At 46.1% G+C, this 18,843-nt stretch carries 18 protein-coding genes and 1 pseudogene; 10 read left to right on the forward strand and 9 right to left on the reverse strand.

Going from position 1 to position 18,843, the window contains the following annotated elements; all coding sequences use genetic code 11:
- Positions 1–16: 16 nt before the first annotated feature.
- Positions 17–880: an AraC family transcriptional regulator gene (locus ACQVGT_RS14885; RefSeq protein ID WP_015483064.1), complete on the reverse strand. Its 864-nt coding sequence runs from the start codon at positions 878–880 to the stop codon at positions 17–19.
- Between the two features lie 123 nt (positions 881–1,003).
- Between ACQVGT_RS14885 and ACQVGT_RS14890 the strand changes: the two genes are divergently transcribed.
- Positions 1,004–2,371, forward strand: coding sequence for an MATE family efflux transporter (locus ACQVGT_RS14890; protein WP_014476390.1), 1,368 nt, complete (start codon positions 1,004–1,006; stop codon positions 2,369–2,371).
- Between the two features lie 29 nt (positions 2,372–2,400).
- Here ACQVGT_RS14890 and ACQVGT_RS14895 read toward each other — a convergent pair.
- Positions 2,401–3,230: pseudogene (locus ACQVGT_RS14895) on the reverse strand (phytoene/squalene synthase family protein).
- Between the two features lie 81 nt (positions 3,231–3,311).
- On the reverse strand, positions 3,312–5,156 hold the full coding sequence (gene asnB / locus ACQVGT_RS14900; RefSeq protein WP_015383301.1) for an asparagine synthase (glutamine-hydrolyzing): 1,845 nt from the start codon (positions 5,154–5,156) through the stop codon (positions 3,312–3,314).
- Positions 5,157–5,301: 145 nt separating this feature from the next.
- Between asnB and ACQVGT_RS14905 the strand changes: the two genes are divergently transcribed.
- Positions 5,302–5,883 (forward strand): DUF2777 domain-containing protein, encoded by a 582-nt coding sequence (locus ACQVGT_RS14905; RefSeq protein ID WP_072692655.1) that lies wholly within the window; start codon positions 5,302–5,304, stop codon positions 5,881–5,883.
- 30 nt (positions 5,884–5,913) lie between these two features.
- Here ACQVGT_RS14905 and wprA read toward each other — a convergent pair whose 3' ends face one another.
- The 3 genes from wprA to ACQVGT_RS14920 all read right to left on the reverse strand — a co-directional run bounded on the left by wprA (position 5,914) and on the right by ACQVGT_RS14920 (position 10,143).
- Entirely contained in the window at positions 5,914–8,598 is a 2,685-nt protein-coding gene (gene wprA, locus ACQVGT_RS14910; RefSeq protein ID WP_015483062.1) for a cell wall-associated protease WprA, read from the reverse strand.
- 167 nt (positions 8,599–8,765) lie between these two features.
- The gene (locus ACQVGT_RS14915; RefSeq protein ID WP_014479397.1) at positions 8,766–9,122 is read right to left on the reverse strand and encodes a YisL family protein; all 357 of its coding nucleotides are present in this window, start codon (positions 9,120–9,122) and stop codon (positions 8,766–8,768) included.
- Positions 9,123–9,237: 115 nt separating this feature from the next.
- Complete coding sequence (locus tag ACQVGT_RS14920; protein WP_015383297.1) at positions 9,238–10,143, reverse strand: fumarylacetoacetate hydrolase family protein; 906 nt, start codon at positions 10,141–10,143, stop codon at positions 9,238–9,240.
- A 154-nt stretch (positions 10,144–10,297) separates the two neighbouring features.
- Here ACQVGT_RS14920 and ACQVGT_RS14925 point away from each other — a divergent pair, with 154 nt between their 5' ends.
- From ACQVGT_RS14925 to ACQVGT_RS14960, 8 genes are all read left to right on the forward strand, one after another.
- Positions 10,298–11,221, forward strand: a complete 924-nt coding sequence (locus tag ACQVGT_RS14925) for a CotH kinase family protein (protein WP_015383296.1) — start codon at positions 10,298–10,300, stop codon at positions 11,219–11,221.
- Positions 11,222–11,366: 145 nt separating this feature from the next.
- On the forward strand, positions 11,367–11,537 hold the full coding sequence (gene yisI, locus ACQVGT_RS14930) for an aspartyl-phosphate phosphatase YisI (protein ID WP_003233086.1): 171 nt from the start codon (positions 11,367–11,369) through the stop codon (positions 11,535–11,537).
- A gap of 432 nt (positions 11,538–11,969) precedes the next feature.
- A complete protein-coding gene (locus ACQVGT_RS14935; protein WP_003233088.1) occupies positions 11,970–12,191 on the forward strand; it encodes a spore germination protein in 222 nt (73 codons plus the stop codon).
- Positions 12,192–12,205: 14 nt separating this feature from the next.
- Positions 12,206–12,439, forward strand: a complete 234-nt coding sequence (locus ACQVGT_RS14940; protein WP_015483061.1) for a spore germination protein GerPB — start codon at positions 12,206–12,208, stop codon at positions 12,437–12,439.
- A 23-nt stretch (positions 12,440–12,462) separates the two neighbouring features.
- Positions 12,463–13,080, forward strand: a complete 618-nt coding sequence (locus ACQVGT_RS14945) for a spore germination protein GerPC (protein ID WP_014476381.1) — start codon at positions 12,463–12,465, stop codon at positions 13,078–13,080.
- A complete protein-coding gene (gerPD, locus tag ACQVGT_RS14950; RefSeq protein ID WP_014476380.1) occupies positions 13,077–13,253 on the forward strand; it encodes a spore germination protein GerPD in 177 nt (58 codons plus the stop codon). The genes ACQVGT_RS14945 and gerPD overlap by 4 nt, the downstream gene beginning before the upstream one ends.
- The gene (locus tag ACQVGT_RS14955) at positions 13,253–13,654 is read left to right on the forward strand and encodes a spore germination protein GerPE (RefSeq protein ID WP_046340225.1); all 402 of its coding nucleotides are present in this window, start codon (positions 13,253–13,255) and stop codon (positions 13,652–13,654) included. Before gerPD ends, ACQVGT_RS14955 begins: the two co-directional genes overlap by 1 nt.
- 31 nt (positions 13,655–13,685) lie before the next feature.
- A complete protein-coding gene (locus tag ACQVGT_RS14960; protein ID WP_003233096.1) occupies positions 13,686–13,904 on the forward strand; it encodes a spore germination protein in 219 nt (72 codons plus the stop codon).
- A gap of 36 nt (positions 13,905–13,940) precedes the next feature.
- Here ACQVGT_RS14960 and hlpB read toward each other — a convergent pair whose 3' ends face one another.
- Genes hlpB through sbcD form a run of 3 tightly spaced genes read right to left on the reverse strand, consistent with a single transcriptional unit; the run spans position 13,941 to position 18,821 of the window.
- The gene (gene hlpB, locus ACQVGT_RS14965) at positions 13,941–14,243 is read right to left on the reverse strand and encodes an HNH nuclease-like protein HlpB (protein ID WP_015383294.1); all 303 of its coding nucleotides are present in this window, start codon (positions 14,241–14,243) and stop codon (positions 13,941–13,943) included.
- A 13-nt stretch (positions 14,244–14,256) separates the two neighbouring features.
- A complete protein-coding gene (gene sbcC / locus ACQVGT_RS14970) occupies positions 14,257–17,649 on the reverse strand; it encodes an exonuclease subunit SbcC (protein ID WP_015483060.1) in 3,393 nt (1,130 codons plus the stop codon).
- A complete protein-coding gene (gene sbcD, locus ACQVGT_RS14975; RefSeq protein WP_015383292.1) occupies positions 17,646–18,821 on the reverse strand; it encodes an exonuclease subunit SbcD in 1,176 nt (391 codons plus the stop codon). Before sbcD ends, sbcC begins: the two co-directional genes overlap by 4 nt.
- Between the last annotated feature and the right edge of the window lie 22 nt (positions 18,822–18,843).

Below are 18,843 nucleotides of genomic sequence, written 5' to 3' on the forward strand. Positions count from 1 at the left end.
TTCATCCCTCGTCTGGTTATTGAACTTTCCGGCTGACAATTTTCCGGTATTCAATTGGTGAAATGCCTTCTATCTGCTTAAAGAGTTTTGAAAAGTATGTCGGATCTTCCATTCCGATCGTTTCCGCAATAACGCCCATCTTATCATTTGTAGAGGATAAAAGACGCTTCGCTTCTGTCATTCTCACCCGGTTCGTGTATTGTGCCGGAGTTACGCCGAGCACCTGCTGCATGCAGCGGCTCACATAATCCTGATGATAGTGAAGGGCGAGCGACAGATCCTTGATTGTCGTCTTTTCCTTATAGTGCTCCTGTAAGTACCGGGCCGCCTCCCAGGCTACCCGCTCTTTCGCAGACGGTATTTGGAACGCTTCTTTTTGAAGATGCAGCATCAGCTCCTCAAATAAGATTTGCTTTCTGAGCGGCAAATCAGAGTTTTCCGCGGAGTAATCGATCAGCTTTTCAAACTGCTGCGCCATAAACTGCGGGCGCTGCACCTTGCCTTTTCTCGGCAAGGCCAATCCGTAGCGGGCCGGCTCTTCGAAGCTCCCTTTTTCCTGCTGAAGCTCAGACCAGTTGCTGCCTCCCTTTGCCGTAAATTCATATCGATGTTCATCGAAGTGAAGCCAATAGTAGGAGGTTGCTTCATCACTGCCCTTCGTCCCGTAGTGTTCAAGACCGGGAGAAAGCAAGATGTACTCGCCGCCTTCAACAGAAAACGATGTTTCATTTTCCGTTATATATAACGTTCCCTGTTTGACATATATCAGATCAAACACGGAGAATACACGTTTCACATGGGTTTCTCCTTTTTTAAAAACCCCTTCCCCAGCTGCGATAAATACCGGAAAAGGCGGGACTGTAAACAGGATGCGAGGCATTTGAATCATCCTCCTTTTTAAGTCGGATTTTTACAAGAAGTATCGTTTCTATCCCTTTTTATTATAAGGAAATGGAGGTACACTTTAAAACGTTGATTTTATTTACGAAAGGGGTTAGACACTATGAAACAAGCTGTCTTCAAATCAACTGCTTTGAAAAAACCCGCTGACAAAACGTTCTCATTATTTTCGCTTACTTGGCCGATCTTTATTGAGGTCTCATTATATATGTTTATGGGTAATGCCGATACACTGATGCTCAGCCAATACTCGGATAACAGCGTGGCAGCAGTCGGCGTCAGCAACCAGATTTTAAATTTAATTATCGTGATGTTCAGCTTTATCGCAACAGGAACGACCGTTATCATTTCACAATTTCTAGGCTCACGGCAAAAGAAAGAAGCCATGGAAGTCGCTTATGTGTCAATCGGCGCCAACTTCTTCATCAGCCTGGCCATCAGCGCCGTCGTCTTTTTTGCGGCTGTCCCTCTGCTTCATATGATGGGATTATCAAACGCACTGATGCCTGATGCGAAAGTCTTTTTACAAGTTGTCGGAGGTCTGTCCTTTATTCAGGCTTTAATCATGACATTCAGCGCGATCTTAAAAAGCTACGGCTACACAAAAGATACAATGTTTGTCACTATCGGCATGAACATTTTAAACATTGCCGGAAACTTTGTTGTGATCTTCGGTTTGTTCGGCTTTCCTGTTCTCGGCGTTGCCGGTGTGGCCATGTCCACATCTATCGCCCGCGTCATCGGATTAATCGCGATGATTGTGATTGTCAACAAACGCATTCAGCTGAAGATGTCGCTGAAAAAAGTCTTTCATATGCATAAAGAGCATTTGCGCAAGCTGCTGAAAATCGGCATTCCTTCTGCGGGAGAGCAGCTTTCATACAACCTTTCGCAAATGATTGTCACGTATTTTATCGCCATCATGGGCGCGCAGGCGTTGACAACAAAAGTGTATACGCAAAATATTACGATGTTTATTTTGCTGTTCGGCACTGCGATCAGCCAGGGTACACAAATCTTAATCGGCCGTTATATCGGCGGCAAACAATTTGATGCCGCTTATGAGCGCTGCATGAAGAGCTTATATTGGGCACTCGGAATTGCTGCGGCTACCTCTGTTTTGATGACGATCTTTTCAAAAGACCTGATCGGACTCTTCACACAAAGCCCTGACATTATAGCAACTGCAAGCCTATTGATTGCCATGACCATTATCCTTGAACCAGGCCGCTCGTTTAATGTCATTATCATTAACTCTCTGCGGGCCGCGGGGGATGCGAAATTCCCAGTTTACATGGCAATGATTTCAATGTGGGGCATCGGCCTCCCGCTTGCTTATCTTTTTGGCATCCACCTCGGTTTCGGTCTTGCCGGCATTTGGATTTCTTTTATCGCGGATGAATGGGTCCGGGGAATCTTAATGTACAGAAGATGGCGCTCACGTATCTGGATTCAAAAAGGTATGGCGTAACACCCGGCTCAATCAAGCCCGGGTGTTTTTTAGATATCAGAGAGAATCTGCTTCACTTCGGTCTCTGTGAGAGCGAAGTGATGTTGAAATACATCGTGCTGCTTCGCCCGGATTTTTTCTAAAATAGCCCGGTACAAATGAAGAGCGGCTTTCACCGTTTTTTGAGAATACTGCGGAAATAGCGGCAAGGCATCCTGACACTCTTCAAGGTAGGCTTCTGCTTCAAAAGCGATATACTCCCACGTCATTGTGAACGCTTTATTTACGGTGCCTTTTTGGAGATCAGCCTCTGTATAGCCGAATTGCTGCATTACTTCCCGAGGGATACGGCTTTTTTGCTGTTGGCCAGTGCCGAAATCTCTCAGAATCCGAATCAGCTGAATCGCTAAACCGAGAGAACCAGCTGCATGTGTCAGCTGGTTCTGATGCCGGCGCGCCATAATCGGGAGCAGCATCAATCCGGCTGCGCCGCCTGTCTGGTATGCGTGCATGAGCAATTCATCAAGGTTTCCAAACGGTTTATCTTCCGCTTTCTGTGCGGCAATGAACTCACGGAATGGCTCGCTGTCCAGTGTAAAGGTTTGGTACGCATGGCCGAAAGCCTTCCACAAAAAATGATTCCCGTTATACGTACCGGAAAAAACATCTTCCGCCTCAGCTTCAATGGCAGATAACGCCTTCTCATCCGCATTGGCTGCCGTATGGCAAAACGCCATAACCGCCCAAGCCGCCTGCCTTTGCTTCAGCGGAAGAAACGAAAATGCTTTGTAACAGGCTGGTTCGCGGGCGCTGACGATCTGGCCGCATTGCTGATAGGCTTCTTTTATCTCTTTCATTTCTTTTCACTCCTATGTATCACTGCTTCTTCAAGTCTATTATGTTTTCTCGCAATTGTATATGAAGAAAAAGCCGATTCCTTTGAGCAGAATCGGCTTTTTCTTTATCCTTCATCAATATCAATGCGATACGCTTCAAACCATGTATGAATTTGAGCAAGATGGGCGATCAGCTGAGGCCCCTTCATGAGCTGCCCGAACCACGGCACCTTGAAGGAGGAGCCTTCCGTTTCTAAAAGCTGATCTAATTGTTTTCTGTCCAGCAAGGTATGGAGCACGGAGTCCTTTTGGCTTCTGATCGTTTTCAGCCATTCGCTGACGCCTTTTGTATATTCCGGATGATGTGTTTTCGGATACGGGCTTTTTTTGCGATACAGAATGTCATCAGGCAAAATGCCTTCAAGCGCTTTGCGCAAAATGCCTTTTTCCCGATTATCATGCATTTTCATTTCCCACGGAATATTCCAAACATATTCCACAAGCCGGTGATCGGCGAACGGCACCCGCACTTCCAAGCTCGCCCCCATGCTCATGCGATCCTTCCGATCCAAAAGGTTCGTCATAAACCAAAGCATATTTAAATAGAACAGCTGTCTTCTTGCTTTATCCACACCCGTTTCTCCGTCTAATAATGGCGTTTCTGCCAAGGTTTCTTCATATTTGGCATTTACGTATTCTTTCAGATTCAATTTTTTCTGCCATGAGTCAGAAAGCAGCTTGATCCGCTCCTCCGTTGATCTCATCCATGGAAAGCCAGACTCAACATCTGCCGTATGGAACCACGGGTACCCGCCGAAAATCTCATCCGCGCACTCTCCCGATAGGCTGACGACAAAGTCCTTTTTGATTTCCCGGCAAAACCACAGCAGGGATGAGTCGACATCCGCCATTCCCGGCAAGTCTTTGACCAGTACAGCTTCCTCCAAATGATCAACGAGATCTTTTTGGCTGATGACGCATTTGTGGTGCGTTGTGCCGAAAGCCTCTGTCATTTTTTCAATCCATGGTCCGTCATCATTCGGCTGAAAAGCGCTTGCTTGAAAATATTTATCGTTCTCTTCGTAATCAATCGAATAAGTATGAAGCGGTGCTTTTCCTTCCTTTTCAAAATGGCCCGCCGCAATCGCTGTAATTGCGCTTGAGTCCAGACCGCCTGATAGGAATGTGCAAACCGGCACATCCGACACAAGCTGCCGCGTCACCGCGTCCTGAAATAACGATCTGACATTGGCAACCGTGTCATCAAAACTGTCCGTATGTTTTTCGCTTTCAACATTCCAATAACGCCAAATATTAAGTCCGTCTTTGGAAAATGTCAGCGCATGAGCCGGGCGGATTTCTTTTATGCCTTTAAATATGCCAGTGCCCGGGGTTCTGGACGGTCCAAGACCGAAAATTTCAGAAAGTCCCGTTCTGTCCACTCGCGCTTTTATATCAGGGTGCGCGAGGATTGCCTTAATTTCTGATCCGAAGAGAAATGAAGAGCCTTCCTTCGTGTAAAAAAACGGCTTTACGCCGAGACGGTCTCTCGCGGCAAACAGCAGATTACGCTTTTCATCCCACACAGCGAAAGCGAATATGCCATTGAGATGGTCGACACAGTCTTCCTGCCATTCGATGTAGCTGTGCAGAAGCACCTCGGTATCTGACGTACGTTCGAATTGATGGCCCCGCGCCCGCAATTCTTTGCGCAAATCTTCCGTGTTATAAAGCTCGCCATTGTAAATAATGGTGTACGTATCCCCTTTATAGGTACACGCCATCGGCTGGCGTCCGCCTTCAATATCAACAACCGCAAGTCTTTTATGTCCGAATAAAACATGGTGCTCCCCCCAAACGTTTGAATCATCAGGCCCTCGTTTGGAAAGAGTGTCTGTCATTCTGTCCATCGTTTGTTTTTCCTGGACGAGCTGCTTTTTAAAATCGACCCAACCCGTAATTCCACACATGTGACATCAGCTCCAATCCCGTTTCTTTCGTAACAATTTCGTTTCTTTCAGCACCTTAGTAAGTTTATGCATCTATAGGCAGATAGTTGATTTGTCCATAAAAGAGTTGTATGGGACAGGCTTGAATTGGAAAGAAAAGAGAGGAATGAAGAAAAAGGAGACAGCATGGATGAAACGGAAACAATTGTTATATACAGAGGAACGAAAGTGGGAATACGGCACCATCCTCATTGAAGACGGCATCTGCTTAATCGAAAACGGTGAAGGCGATATACTGCTGGCGGACAGTCTCCAACACAGCCCAATCTGGATCCATCATAAAGGAAAGTGGGAACAAGCCGGCTTTCAGGACAAGTTGGTTTTGGCATGCGGGGCAGAAAACATCTCCCTTTCCGGCGGAGAACGCATCCGCTATGAGAAATCAGTCAAGCGGCCGCTCATGGCGCTTTTGGATTCGCTTGACGACGAAACCTTTCTCGCATTTCTACAGCACTTGCACAGCTTCGGCTTATCGGTATTCGATTGCGTCTTTTCTTATAATAAAGGAGTCTTTTCGAATACTTCGGCGGGGCAGGGTGTGTCCTTTTATCACTTTTCAAATGACACCGCACAATGCGCGATGCAGCATCACTACAGCAGCGAAGGGACAGGAGACCGTTTTGAATGGACGGCTTCAAACGGAAAGCGATCCATTATGTATTCAGCAGTCCAACGGGGGCGCAAATAAAAAAGCGGTGCATCGAGCACCGCTTTTTGGTTACTTTTCAACAACAACTTTTGCTTCCTTGCTTTCTTTTTTATCTGTATCCGCAGCCGTGACGTACAGCACCGTTCCGGCTTTTTGTTTTTTGATTTTCACCGAAAACGTTCCTTTTGCGTCAGCTTTGGCAGAAGCAATGACTTTCTTTGATTTGTTTTTCACTCTGATCATCGCTTTGCTGTTTGCCTTCCCTTTTACTGCCGTATCCTTCGTTTTCACCGCGTTTACTTTCGGTGTGCCGGAAGGTTTTCCTTTGACGACGACAACTTTATACGATGTTTTCGCATCGCCTTTTGTTGCTTTCACATACAGTACTTGATCCTGTTTTTGAGTCGCGATATTAACCTTGAACGCATTGTCTTTTCCGGCTTTGGCGCTGCCGAGTTTCTTTTTGCCGTTCATCACCTCGATAAGTGTGCCTTCCTTCGCGTTTCCTCTGACAGCTGTTTGAGTGCTTTCCAGCTTGTTGACCTTAAGTTGTAAATCAGCTGCGCTGACAGCCTTCATGACATTCAGCCGCCCGTAGCCTGAATGCCAGTCTACACCAGGTGTCTTCGGAATTTCAATCGGATCGCCATAATCGTCATACAACTCTTCTTTTCCGCCATCGACACTTTCAAAGGAAATATCATCTGCCGTCTTTTTCAACATATCCTCAACTTCTGTTCTTTTCAGTTTAGGATTTTGAGCAAACAGCAATCCTGCAGCAGCGGCAGCATACGGCGTCGCCATAGACGTTCCGCTCATGTACGTGACATTTCCGTTCGGCACTAAGCTCGGGATATCCGACCCTGGAGCAGAGATGTCCAGACCTTTTCCATAGTTAGAGAAATCAGCGGTCATATCCATGCGGTTCGTTGCGCCGACCGACATCACATATTTAGAAGATGCAGGATAAGATAAGGCATTTTCTCCATCATTCCCGCTGGCTGCGGCAATCAAGACATTTTTGTCAGCTGCGTACTTCAAAGCAAATTCAAGCACGCGGCTGTAGCCTCCGCCTAAACTTAAATTAATCACCTTTGCTCCTTTGTCAGCAGCATATTTGATGCCGAGAGCAATTTGTTCAGTATCTCCGGAACCTGCGGAATCAAGCACTTTTACAGGGATGATTTTTGCTTTGGCATTCAATCCTGTCATTGAATAGCCGTTATCGCTTTGGGCCGCAATAATGCCTGCGACATGCGTCCCATGCCCCTGATCATCCATTGCATTGTTATTTCGTCCGACAAAATTGTGTCCGAGATCTGTTCTTACTTTTCCTTTTAAATCAGCAAGCGTGCTGTCTACGCCTGTGTCTACTACTGCAATGAGTGTATCGTTAAGCTTGCGTTTGGACAGCAATGTGTTGGCAGGCTCATATTTCACATCCGCGTTTTTGACACCGCCGTTTTCACCGTTGTTTTTAAGCGGCCATTGATAAGGGTACTGAATATCGTTTGCCAGGCTTTTGTATTCCTGTACGGGTTCCGCAAACTCTACATTGGACATCTTGGATAGTGTCGCAGCAGCGCTTTTGACCCTTTTGGCGCTTGCCGTATATGCGCCGTTCTGTTTCTCATCTTTCGGAAGTTCAAATGAATATAGATTGTCAAACAGTTTCTTTGCCTTTTTCACATTAGAAATGTCTTTTTTCGATTGCGCGCTTGCAGAAAAGCCCTTCATTTCATTATGTACGGATGAGAGGCTTTTATTGTCCTTCACCTTGAAAATAACCTTTGTTGTCTGAACTTCACTTTTTGCTGCAATATTGTTTTCTGTTAAAATGGCTCCTGCTGTTTTGCCTTGCAGCTGCTTCATATTTAGTCGGTCCGCTTGTTTCTTTATCTCCTCTTTAAGGAATGACGGGACTGATTGTAAAGCTTTATCATATAGCCGGTTGATCGCTTTTTGATCCTTTTCAGTGACCTTATACGAAGATGATGCTCCGTTTTCTGACACATCGTCAAATAACGGCTTTAATGTCACAAGATCCCGATAGATTTCATTTCTTGCTGTTTTATTGAGTGCGAGCTTTGCAACGATAAACGGTGCTGCCTTGTAATAAAGGCTTGTCAGTTCTTTGCCTTCTGCTGTTTGGCTCAGCTGCTCATCACGAATCGCTCTCAACTTATCCAGGATGCCTTTTCCTGATTTCTTCTGATCGACACTCATTTCAACCGGACAAGCTTCTTCCTCTTCTAAATCTGACGGCTGTTTTTTGGTGCCTTTATACCCGATCGTATACTTGGCTTCTGTAGCTGCTTCTGCCGTTCCGCCGTCCTCTGGCTCTTCTTCTCCGAGGTATTCAACTTTTACATAGTAAGGGCCGCTCCACGCGTATGGAAAAATGACTTCGCTTTTTCCATCCTCCGCTGTGAAAGAACGGTACATCTCAAACGTTTCATCTTTAAGCGCTTTTTCCTTACTTGGATATACAGATACATTCAGTACTGAATCACTCTTTATGGTCAGTGCCATATGTGAGTTTTTCTGAATATCCGTTGCTCCCGGGGTCACTTTGTACCATTTCACCTGTTCCGGCTCCTTCATGGCGCCTGTCTGCTCTTTGCCGTTTTCCAGAGCAGCCGCCTGATCGATCGCGCCGGCCGCTGCAGCTTTGGTTCCCGGAGAAAAAAGGCTGAAAATCAGTGCAAAAATAAGCACTGCCGCCACAAACGAGCTGAATTTTCTGCGTTTCATGTTATCCCTCCTGCAAAATAATGAATCTCCTTGAAGGTATCATAATTTCATAGGACGAGATACCGCTTACAGGGAATTTTAAGGTTATTTTAAATGATTTGGCATATAAGGGGATAAATATAAAAAAACCCAACTCTATCAAAGAGCCGGGTTCATAGGTTTTTCTATTAAAACAATTGAAAACCGATTGGCAAATGCAGACCGAGCAGCACTGTCAGCAAAAGGACAATGACGAAGCCGATCCACAGGCCTCCTGTTGATTTTTCTTTTTTCTTGCGGATGAGGAGCATTTCCATCAGGCCGATGGTGATAATGCCCAGAATCATTTTGCCGGCGTATTCTCCGTTCCAGTTGGCAAAACGGACAAACAGCTCAGCTCCTGTCAAAATAATAAGGATATAGAATAACCGCAGAATCATATGAGTGATTTTTGCGCCCTTTGCACTTCCTGACGAATACAGCGAGTAGCTGACGAAAAGCAGAATCAGCGCTACCACCCATGTCGTAATATGTAGGTGTGTCATACATGTTCCCCCTATCAGATAAATTACCCCATTTATAGTACCATGAACTTGTCCTCTGCCACAAAGATGATTATCAGAAAAAACGGGCGGGTCCGGGTCCGCCCTCCAGTTTTATTCAGCCAATTTGGTTTGACAGCGTACCGATCGGGTCAATTGTAATATCAATTTTGTCACCTGACCGCAAGAATTTTGGAGGCGTAAACCCCTTGCCGACACCAGACGGCGTACCGGTGGCAATGATGTCGCCCGCTTCAAGCGTCATCCCCTTTGAGAGGGTTTCAATTAATTCCGGAATGGAAAAGATCATATCGCTTGCCGAACCGGATTGGCGCAGCTCGCCGTTGACTCTAGTTTCAACCTTGAGGCGCTCTGGCTCCTGAATAGATGATTTATGTACAAGCACGGGCCCCATCGGACATGTCGTATCCAAGCTTTTTCCGATAAAAAACTGCTTATGCCTTTTTTGCAGATCACGCGCCGTGATATCATTCACAATCGTATATCCGAAAACATGGTCATATGCATCTTCTTTTGAAATGCGGGTCCCGCTTTTTCCGATCACGACAGCAAGTTCTCCCTCATAATCAAGCTGAGAGGTAACCTCTTCATGGCTCTTTACGATATCACCATGCCCTGTAACCGTTATCGGCGATTTTGTAAATACCATCGGATGCTCCGGAATATCAGCCTCGCTTCCCATTTCAATCGCGTGATCCCGGTAGTTTTTGCCGATGCAGATGATATTTTTTGATGGCTTCGGAATGGGTGCATGGAGCTTCACCTCAGATAATGAATACATAAATGATCCCAGCTCATCATTCGGTTTCTTTGCCCACTCGGCCAGCTGCCTTGCATGCGCAACGAATTTATCCCCTTCTGCGATACATTCAATCAGCGATCCCGGAATCGTCTCAAGTTCAAACAGTTTTTTTTCAGCCTTTTGCAAATCCATAATTTTCTCATCGTCAATGATCAGGCCGACAAACATTCGGTTGTAAAGTTCCCCTGTCGCAAATTTCATGTTATTCCTCCATCATCTTTTAAATCAGAATGCTCCTTCATGTATTCTCTGTCGAATGCTGAAATCCCTTTTTCTCAATTCCGTTTTCATTTCGTTTCAGGACGGGCTTGCTCTACATATCATACAAATGTCGTTTTGAGAAGGAGGAAAGAATATGGAACGCGTGCATTTATTTTTTCATCGGGAGCAGCTGAAAAGGAAAGGTACTGCCAAGGGGCTTTTCGTAACAGATCGATCTGTTTCTCCCATTCTTCTCACACAGCGTGACAGAGCGGAAAAGGCATCCTATGAAATCAGCTGGGAAAAGTCTCTGCTTGGTGAAAGGACACTTTTTTTGAATGCAGAACAGGATGATCCGTCCCTGATGCGGCGCAGACTCGCCTATTGTTTTTTTGACCAGATCGGCGTACCTGCTCCCGCTGCCTCGTACAGCTTTCTGACAATCAATGGCCAGCCTGAAGGCATTTATTTGAACATCAAGAACCATCAGCCAGCCGGTAAAACGAGTTACGGAGCAAAGACGGCCGATCCAAGGGTTCCGTTGTCCCTTTTTAACAATGATTCCTCGGCATTCTTACATGAATTTTTCATACTGATCCGCACAGCCGGAGATGACGAATTGGCTGAAAGGATTAAATTGTATCTGGATGTCAAGCTGTTTTTTTTGTGGCTGATCGGCAACGCCTGCACCAATCAAGGCTTTTACTACACATTTTGTTTAAACGAATCCGGTCGGCTTTACGTTTCCCCGATGGAGACAAGATCGCTTGCCGTACAAGAATGGTATGAAGAAGACCCGCTTCTGACAAAAGGAAAGACGCTTTCCTCAAGGCTTCTATCCATTCCCGCCTTCCGGTCGCAATATCACACCTTAATGAAAAACGTGCTGAAGCGGTCGTTTACTATTGAACGATTATCTCCTCTCATCAACGAATGGCACCTTGACATTTGTCAAAGTGCTGCTGATGATCCTTTTATCAAAAAAAGCCCCTTTCAGATCGAAAAGGAGCAGACAAACATACTTAGAGAAATTGAGGAACGGCAGGACTTTTTGCAAGCACACTTAGCAAGACTTTAGTTCTTTCTCCATTAAAAAAGGCCGCAGCAAAAATTGTCGCTTTTTTAGTCAAATTGACGAAAGGCAACCTTTTGAGCCAAAATAGGTTATACTAACGATATCCTGTATTTATATCAAAATAAAATCTAGAATTGGAGATAGCGTAATGAACAGTAAAATTGAAGAAATGAGGATCACACTAATTGAAACCGCACAAAAATACGGCATGAATTCAAAAGAAACGATTCAATGCAGCCAAGAGCTGGATATCCTGCTGAATACCCGGATTAAAGAAGAAATGATTTTTGGGAGATATCTTGAAAACTCCCGTATGTAAATCATTTTCTATAACGTTCTATAACGATTAGAATACACCACATGTAACTCCGCTTTTTGCTCAGCACTTCTGGGATATACCTCAGGGCGAGAATGTGCCCGCCCAAAAATCGAATACCGCAGCACGACATACTCCAAAAAGCATTCTACACGCAAAAACACCAAAGAAATAAACAAAAATCACCATAGGCGGATAGCGGCATCCTTCGCCGCATTTCCGCTCAATTTATACCCAACATCCTCTTTTGCCATGTTTAAACATAACGGCCCGAAAAAATAAAACGCTTTCATCAAGAGCCGATATGTCCCCTTTAAATTTCTCTCACACATATGTGCGTTTGTCATAAGCTATCGTGAATAGCCCAATTGAAATCAGAATTGTCATTTCACTTTACCTGTCTTTTTTTAATTTTTCAACAAAGGATGTGCTCGTATGCCGGCCATTGTCGGAGCGTTTAAAATTAATGCGATTGGTACGAGCGGAGTCGTTCACATCGGGGACTGCATTACGATTTCTCCTCAGGCTCAGGTCAGAACGTTTGCCGGTGCTGGCAGCTTTAATACCGGCGACAGCCTCAAGGTGATGAATTATCAAAACGCGACGAATGTGTATGACAATGATGCGGTTGATCAGCCGATCGTGGCCAATGCGTAAAAGGAGTGAGGCTCATGAACTTCTATATTAATCAAACCATTCAAATCAACTATCTCCGGCTGGAATCAATCAGCAACTCCTCCATTCTGCAAATCGGGAGCGCCGGATCAATCAAGTCTCTGTCAAATTTGTATAATACAGGGAGTTATGTAGAGGCCGCACCTGAGGTAGCCTCCGCGGGGCAGCCAGTTGAATTACAGGGGCCTTCTACAGGTTCATTGGTCCCGCTCCAGCCTCCTGGCCGTTAATCATATGAAAGAGGTGAAAGAACATGTATGATCAATCTGTTTCCTCTTACCTGCAAAACTTGAATTCCTTCGTTCAGCAGCAGGCGATTCACATTCAGCAGCTCGAACGTCAGCTGAAAGAGATTCAAACTGAAATGAATACGATGAAACAGCGGCCGGCCACTACCATTGAGCGTGTGGAGTATAAATTTGATCAGCTGAAAATCGAAAGGCTCGACGGGACTTTGAATATCGGCTTAAATCCGACTGACCCGAACAGCGTCCAAAACTTTGAAGTCAGCCAGTCGACACCGCAAATCGGGATGATGCAGCAGGAAGAGAGCGCTCAGCTCATGCAGCAGATCCGCCAGAATGTCGACATGTACTTAACCGAGGAAATCCCAGATATTTTGGAACAGCTTGAAAACCAATATGACAGCAGACTTGACGATACAAACAGACATCATGTCATTGAAGACATCAGAAAACAAATGGACAGCCGGATTCACTATTATATGTCCCATATCAAAAAAGAAGAAAATACACCGCCTGCACAATATGCAGAACATATCGCTGAGCATGTGAAGCGTGATGTCATCCGCGCTGTAGAACACTTTCTGGAGCATATTCCATCAGAAATGAAAGGAGATGAGCAAGCATGATCTTTACAGTCATCAACCGCAGCTTGGAAGTCGGGGACATCCGGATGAACGGTGTGTCCAGTTCCTCCGTTTTCCACATCGGAGACACTGAATCCATCTACCTGTCTTCTATTTTTGATACACCGCCTGAATCTCTTATCATCGGGCCGTTTGCTCCGATTGCGCCAGAATAATGCTTAAACGCATATCACGCATCAGACTAGTTAAGTTTAATTCCCTCGGGATCGCAAGTGTGTTTCAAGTTGGCGACACAAATGAAATCGATATGAGTGTAAAAGTATTTGCTGTTCAGCGTTCTCGGTCCACGTTTTACCATAATGAAGGCTCATTTAACAAAAAGGAGTATCAGATCTTTCAGCAGCAGGCAGTGAAGCCGATTCCCGAAACAGGTGTACAAAGCGCATTTTGCCACGAGGTGCCGGCTATTTATGTTCGCAGCATCAAAATTCAAGGGGTGTCTGCCTCTTCTGTTTTACATGCTGGTTCAGCTTCGCTTATCCGCGGTGATGCGAGAATCAAACATATCAGACAGATTCAGTCTCCGCGCTCACAATCGCCCGCCAAGAACATATAATAAACAGAGACTTCGATAAAGGGTGTCGTTTATGCCAGCAATTGTCGGGCCTATAGCTATCAATTCCATATCGGGCGGAGTCGTAAACTTTGGTGATTCCTTTTACCTTTCTCCGAAAAGCTCTTCAAAATCTGCGCTCGGTTCGGGAGCAGGAAACACGGGAGATTTCCTTCTATTAAATAACGCAGTCAACGCGACAAATTATATAGACCCCGATGTCAACGATCAGGATATGGTTGGAAACGGATAAAAGCAGCCGCTCTGCAAAGAGAGGGCTGCTTTTTAGTCATTTTTTCTTTTTTCGTTCATTTGATTTCTTTGTTTTGATCAGCTTCTCAGGCGGCTGTTTTCTGATCCATTTGACAAACCGGGCAAGCTCTGGATTGCTTCTGAGTTCAGCCATTCCGTTTAAACGTACAGCGAGCTCTTGATTGGTATATAAGGCATGAATCTGTTTATGGCAAGGAATACAGAGCATCGCTGTCGGCAAAAACGTTCCGCCTTCCTCTTTCGGTGTGAGATGATGCTCTGTCAGCTGGACATCGCTCCGGCCGCACAGCTCACATATTCCGGCAGTCTGCTTTGCCATATCCGCTCCTCCCTTACATCAACTCAAGTGATACCCGCGTACCGCGGCCGCTCGGTTCAGCCGGATGGACGATCAGCTTTTTCGGAAGCCGTGCACGCAGTTCCTGCACATGGCTGATGACACCGACAGCCAGATTGTCTGACTGAAGTTTTTCCAAGGCCGTTACAACCGTATCAAGCAGATCTTGATCCAGTGTGCCGAAGCCTTCATCTAAGAAAAAGAACTGAAGCGGGTATTCCCCGCGAAGCTGGATCTGCGCAGACAGCGCAAGAGCAAGTGAAAGCGAGGTGAGGAAGGTCTCTCCTCCAGACAAACTGGAAACCGGGCGTCTTACGCCTCCATTCGCGTCATCCCGCATCACGAAGCCGCCTTCTGAATCTACTTCGATGGCATAGCGCTGTCTTGTCAGCATACTGAGTCTTGCTGAGGCGTCCCTCGCAACGCTTTCAAGCTGCTCCTCAGCTAAAAATTCGACGAAGGTATTGCCTTTAAACACAGCTTGCAGCTTGTCCAGCCTGTCGATATGCGTCTGCCATTTTTTCAGTTCAGCTTCAATTTCATTAAACCGTTTATGATGTTCGCGAATGACAGCCAGTGCTTTTGCTGCCGCGCCTTTTTCCTCTATAGCAATGCCAAATGCGTCCTCAGCTTCTTGTAATGCTGCAACGGTTTCGTTCCATTCGCTCTCTGATAATGCTCTGCCGGCAAGTATCTCTGCTACTCGTTTTAAGTTTGCAGCATTTTGCTTTATTTTATCCATAAACTGGTCTATGCCGGTTTTCATCTTTTCAAGTTCATCAGCTGGGATGAGACTTTGTTCAACCTCCTCAGTCCGGGTAATGGAGGTGTTTTTTGTATGCTCAAGCCAAGCAGCTTTTGCTTTTTCCAATCTGCCCTTCGCCTCTTGAAGAGTGAGCTCGCTTGCAGAAGCGCGGCTTTTCGCCTGGTTGAGCTTCATTTGGGCGCTTTGCAGTTCTTCATATAAAGATTGTTCTTTTTCCTTTAACAGCTTTAGATCCTGCTGGACAGAGCGGAGTTTGATTTGAATCGAATCTCCTTTTGCATAATCTCCGAGTTCGTGCTCATAATCAGCTATCACGCTCTTGATGCGTTCAGCCGCATAATGAAGCTCCAGCTTTTCCCGTTCAAGCCGATGTCCAGATTCCCGCAGTTTTTCCTTTTGTGCTTCATGCTCAGCAAGAAACGCGATACTCTTCTCAATTCGTTTTTCACATTCTTCTGCAGCCCGGTCCTTTTCTTCAATGGCTTGCTGCCATTTTTCTGCTTCGTCCACAGATTGATTCTGAAATGCTTCTTTAAACATGTTCAGACTGCCGTCCATTGAGGATTGAAGCTCGGTGATGATGCTTTCAATACGGTCAGCTTCTCTTTTTTCAAAACCGATTTTTTCATTAAGCTGCTCGGCCTTTTTTAAAGACTCCTGATAGGCGCCAATCATTTGTGCCATTCGTGTCTTAACAGAAAGAATGTCCTGCTTGATTCGTTTCCATTCAAATTTGGCAGTTTCAAATGCTTCATACACCGGCTGATTTTCGAAGGAAGCTGCCGCTTCAAGGTTCTGCGCTTGAATTGTCTGCAAAAACGGGCACTGTTCAATAAAGCGCGCGGACTGTTCTTCAAGCGTAATTTTGGCTGAAAGAATCTCCTGGCTGAGAGCAGCAGCTTCCGTCAATAACACATCTGTCCGTTTGATGTCCTCTTCAAGATGGCTGTCGGCTTCATATGTTTCATGTACTGAGGCAGATGGATCATGATCGGTTGAACCGCATACCGGGCAAGGCTTTCCGGCAGTCAGCTTTTGGGCTAACTCTTTTGTCAGCAGTGCCACCCTTGCTTTTTCACGCTGTAAATGAAGCGTGTGTTGACTCTTTCTAGTCTCTTCCGTCATACGTGTTAATGAGCGTTCCGTTTCGCACACCAAATGGTACACAGTTTGAACTGCCTCATATGCCTGAATGATGTTGTTTTCTTCTGCTTCCGTCTTTTGAACGAGTGTATTCTTCTCTTCATTTATCTTCTGAAGCACGAGGTTCAATTCGTCACTTCGTTTTTTCTCTTTTTTGATTTGTTCCTCGGTTTGTCTGATGCGCAATGCCATTTCTGCGGCCTGCTGGCAGCTTTTTCGCTCATCGGATGTCACCTGCAGGGATTTGAGCTGCTGTTTCAATTCTGTCTGTCTGTTTTGCCCTCGTGTCAGGCGGTCTGTTACGGTCTCTAATTCATTCATGACAGATTGAAGAGCCTCTTCTTTCTGCCGAAGGTCAGCCTTTTTGCGCTCTTCCTCTTGCTTGGCCTCACTCAGTTTGATTTCGATTTCCTGCAAGCGTGAAAGCTGTTCCTGTTTGGTTAAAAGCTCAGGCTCTTTCTCGCTTTTATGCTGGCGCCACGCTTCATACTCTTCATGTTTTTGCTGAAAGAAAGCTGTCCGGTCTGCTAAATCCTTTTGGGCTACCGTTTGTTCCTTTTCAGCTTGCTCCTCATGCTGGATCGCTTCTGCGTACCGGTCCGCATAGGGCTTAAGGGCTGCTGCTGTTTCTGCTTCCAGCAGGCGTTTTTGCATACTGTCTATATGCGGCTGTTCTTCTGCGAGACGTTTTTCCTCTTCTTCATAAGCGGATTTTTCCTTTTGGACATTCCATATCTCCTGATGCTCTGTAAACCGCTCCTTCGCCTGATTACGGTTCTTCCTCATCGCTTCCAGCCGGGCTTCAGCTTGTTCGAGAGCCTTTTCAGCCTGCTCAACTGCCTCTGAGCTCGCCTCACCGAGACCGGACTGTTCAGCAAGCATTTCATTTTTTCTCGCATTGGCTTCCTGCGCCTGCCGTCTCAGCTTTTTCACAAGCCTGTCTCCATAATGCTCCAAATTAAATAAACGCTGAAGCATATGCCTGCGCTCTGCCCCTTTTAAAGACAGAAATTCAGCAAATTTCCCTTGGGGCAGCACCACCGCTCTCGTAAAATCGTCGATCGTCAGCCCTAAGAGCTCCTCAACTCTTTTATTCACTTCGTTGGCTTTATCAGCCAGCACCGTATGCTCATCCTTGATTTCGATAAAGCGGCAAAGTGCCGTTTTCACCTTCATTTCATCCGTTCTCTTAAACACACGCTCGACTTTGTATGAGATTTGATGATTCGACTGAAGCGCAAAGGTAAAGGAAACAGACAGCGTATCTTCGGCGTGGTTTAAAATTCCGTGCGTATTATTTGCCGCCCGTTCCACCTTTCCGTATAAAGCAAGCGTCATTGCGTCGAGAATAGAGGATTTACCGCTTCCTGTCGGGCCGAAAATGCCGAAAACACCGGCACCGGAAAGGCCTTCAAAATCTATCGTCTGCTCCTCTCTAAAGCTATGGAGCCCCTTAATGCTTAAAGCAATCGGCTTCATTTCGCATCCTCCTCTTCAACGCCTGATGCAAGCTCTAAAAACAGCTTCACCATTTCTTTATCCGGCACCGCACCGCCAGTTTGTTTTTCATAAAATTTCTTAAAGCGGTCCTCGATTGAGACATGTTTAACCTCGATCCGTTCCCGGTCTTTGTTCTGTTCTTCAAAAACCGGCCTGATATGGATAAAGCCCGGGTGCGCCTTCCGCAGCCTGTGAATCTCTTCAAGTGACAGCTGGTCCGCGACACGGATTTCCAGGTCAATCCAAGCATTCTGATCTCTGCCTTCATCCAGCCAGCTATATACCTCACTCAATCCATTTGCCGCTTTCCACTTCACAAGTGGCTTGCCGCTTGATAATAACACCTCTTGCCAAGTGGCCTCTTCCCCAGGCTTTGCGTCCACAATCGTCACTGATTTAGCGTAGCCCGCTTCAGAAAAGCTGTAGGCGAGCGGAGATCCTGAATAACGCGCAAGCGTCCGCGCCCGCTTGATCGTTTGCGGGCGATGCAAATGGCCGAGCGCAACGTAAGCGGCATCTGCCGGCAGGCTTTCAGCAGCCACCGTGTATGCACCGCCGACTTCAATCGGCCGCTCTGAATCGGTTTGGTTTCCGCCTGCCACATAAATATGGCTGGCGGCAATCTTCACTGCATCGTTCCGGAACCGGCTTGTCATATGCTCAAACGCCTGCCTGATTTTCACATCATAGTGATCACGGAGCAGCTTTTCATCAAACGTATCGGATAGCACTTCATTTAACCGCGCTTCAGATGGGTACGCCAGCGCTCCAACCGCCAAAAGCTCTCCTGCTGAAGGCACTTCAATATGAATCGGCTCTGTTGTCGGATAACCGATTAAATGAATGCCGTTTTCATGTGTCAGCGGTGAAGCGGCGGACAAACGGTCAGGATTATCGTGGTTTCCGGCAATGACGACGATCGGGCGCTTTCCTCTGTCGCTAAGCGCAGACAGGCTTTCATAAAACAGCTGCTCGGCTAAAGCTGGCGGGTTTACGGTGTCAAATGCATCCCCCGCCATTACAATGGCATCGATCTGCTCATCCTTTACAATCGTATTCATTTCATCCAGCACATCGGCCTGTTCACTCAGCCTGCTTCTTCCTTCAAGCGTTTTTCCAAGATGCCAGTCAGCCGTATGTAAAATCCGCAAATGCTTTCACCTCTCTTTTATA

This window comes from Bacillus sp. SCT118 (genome assembly GCF_058566435.1).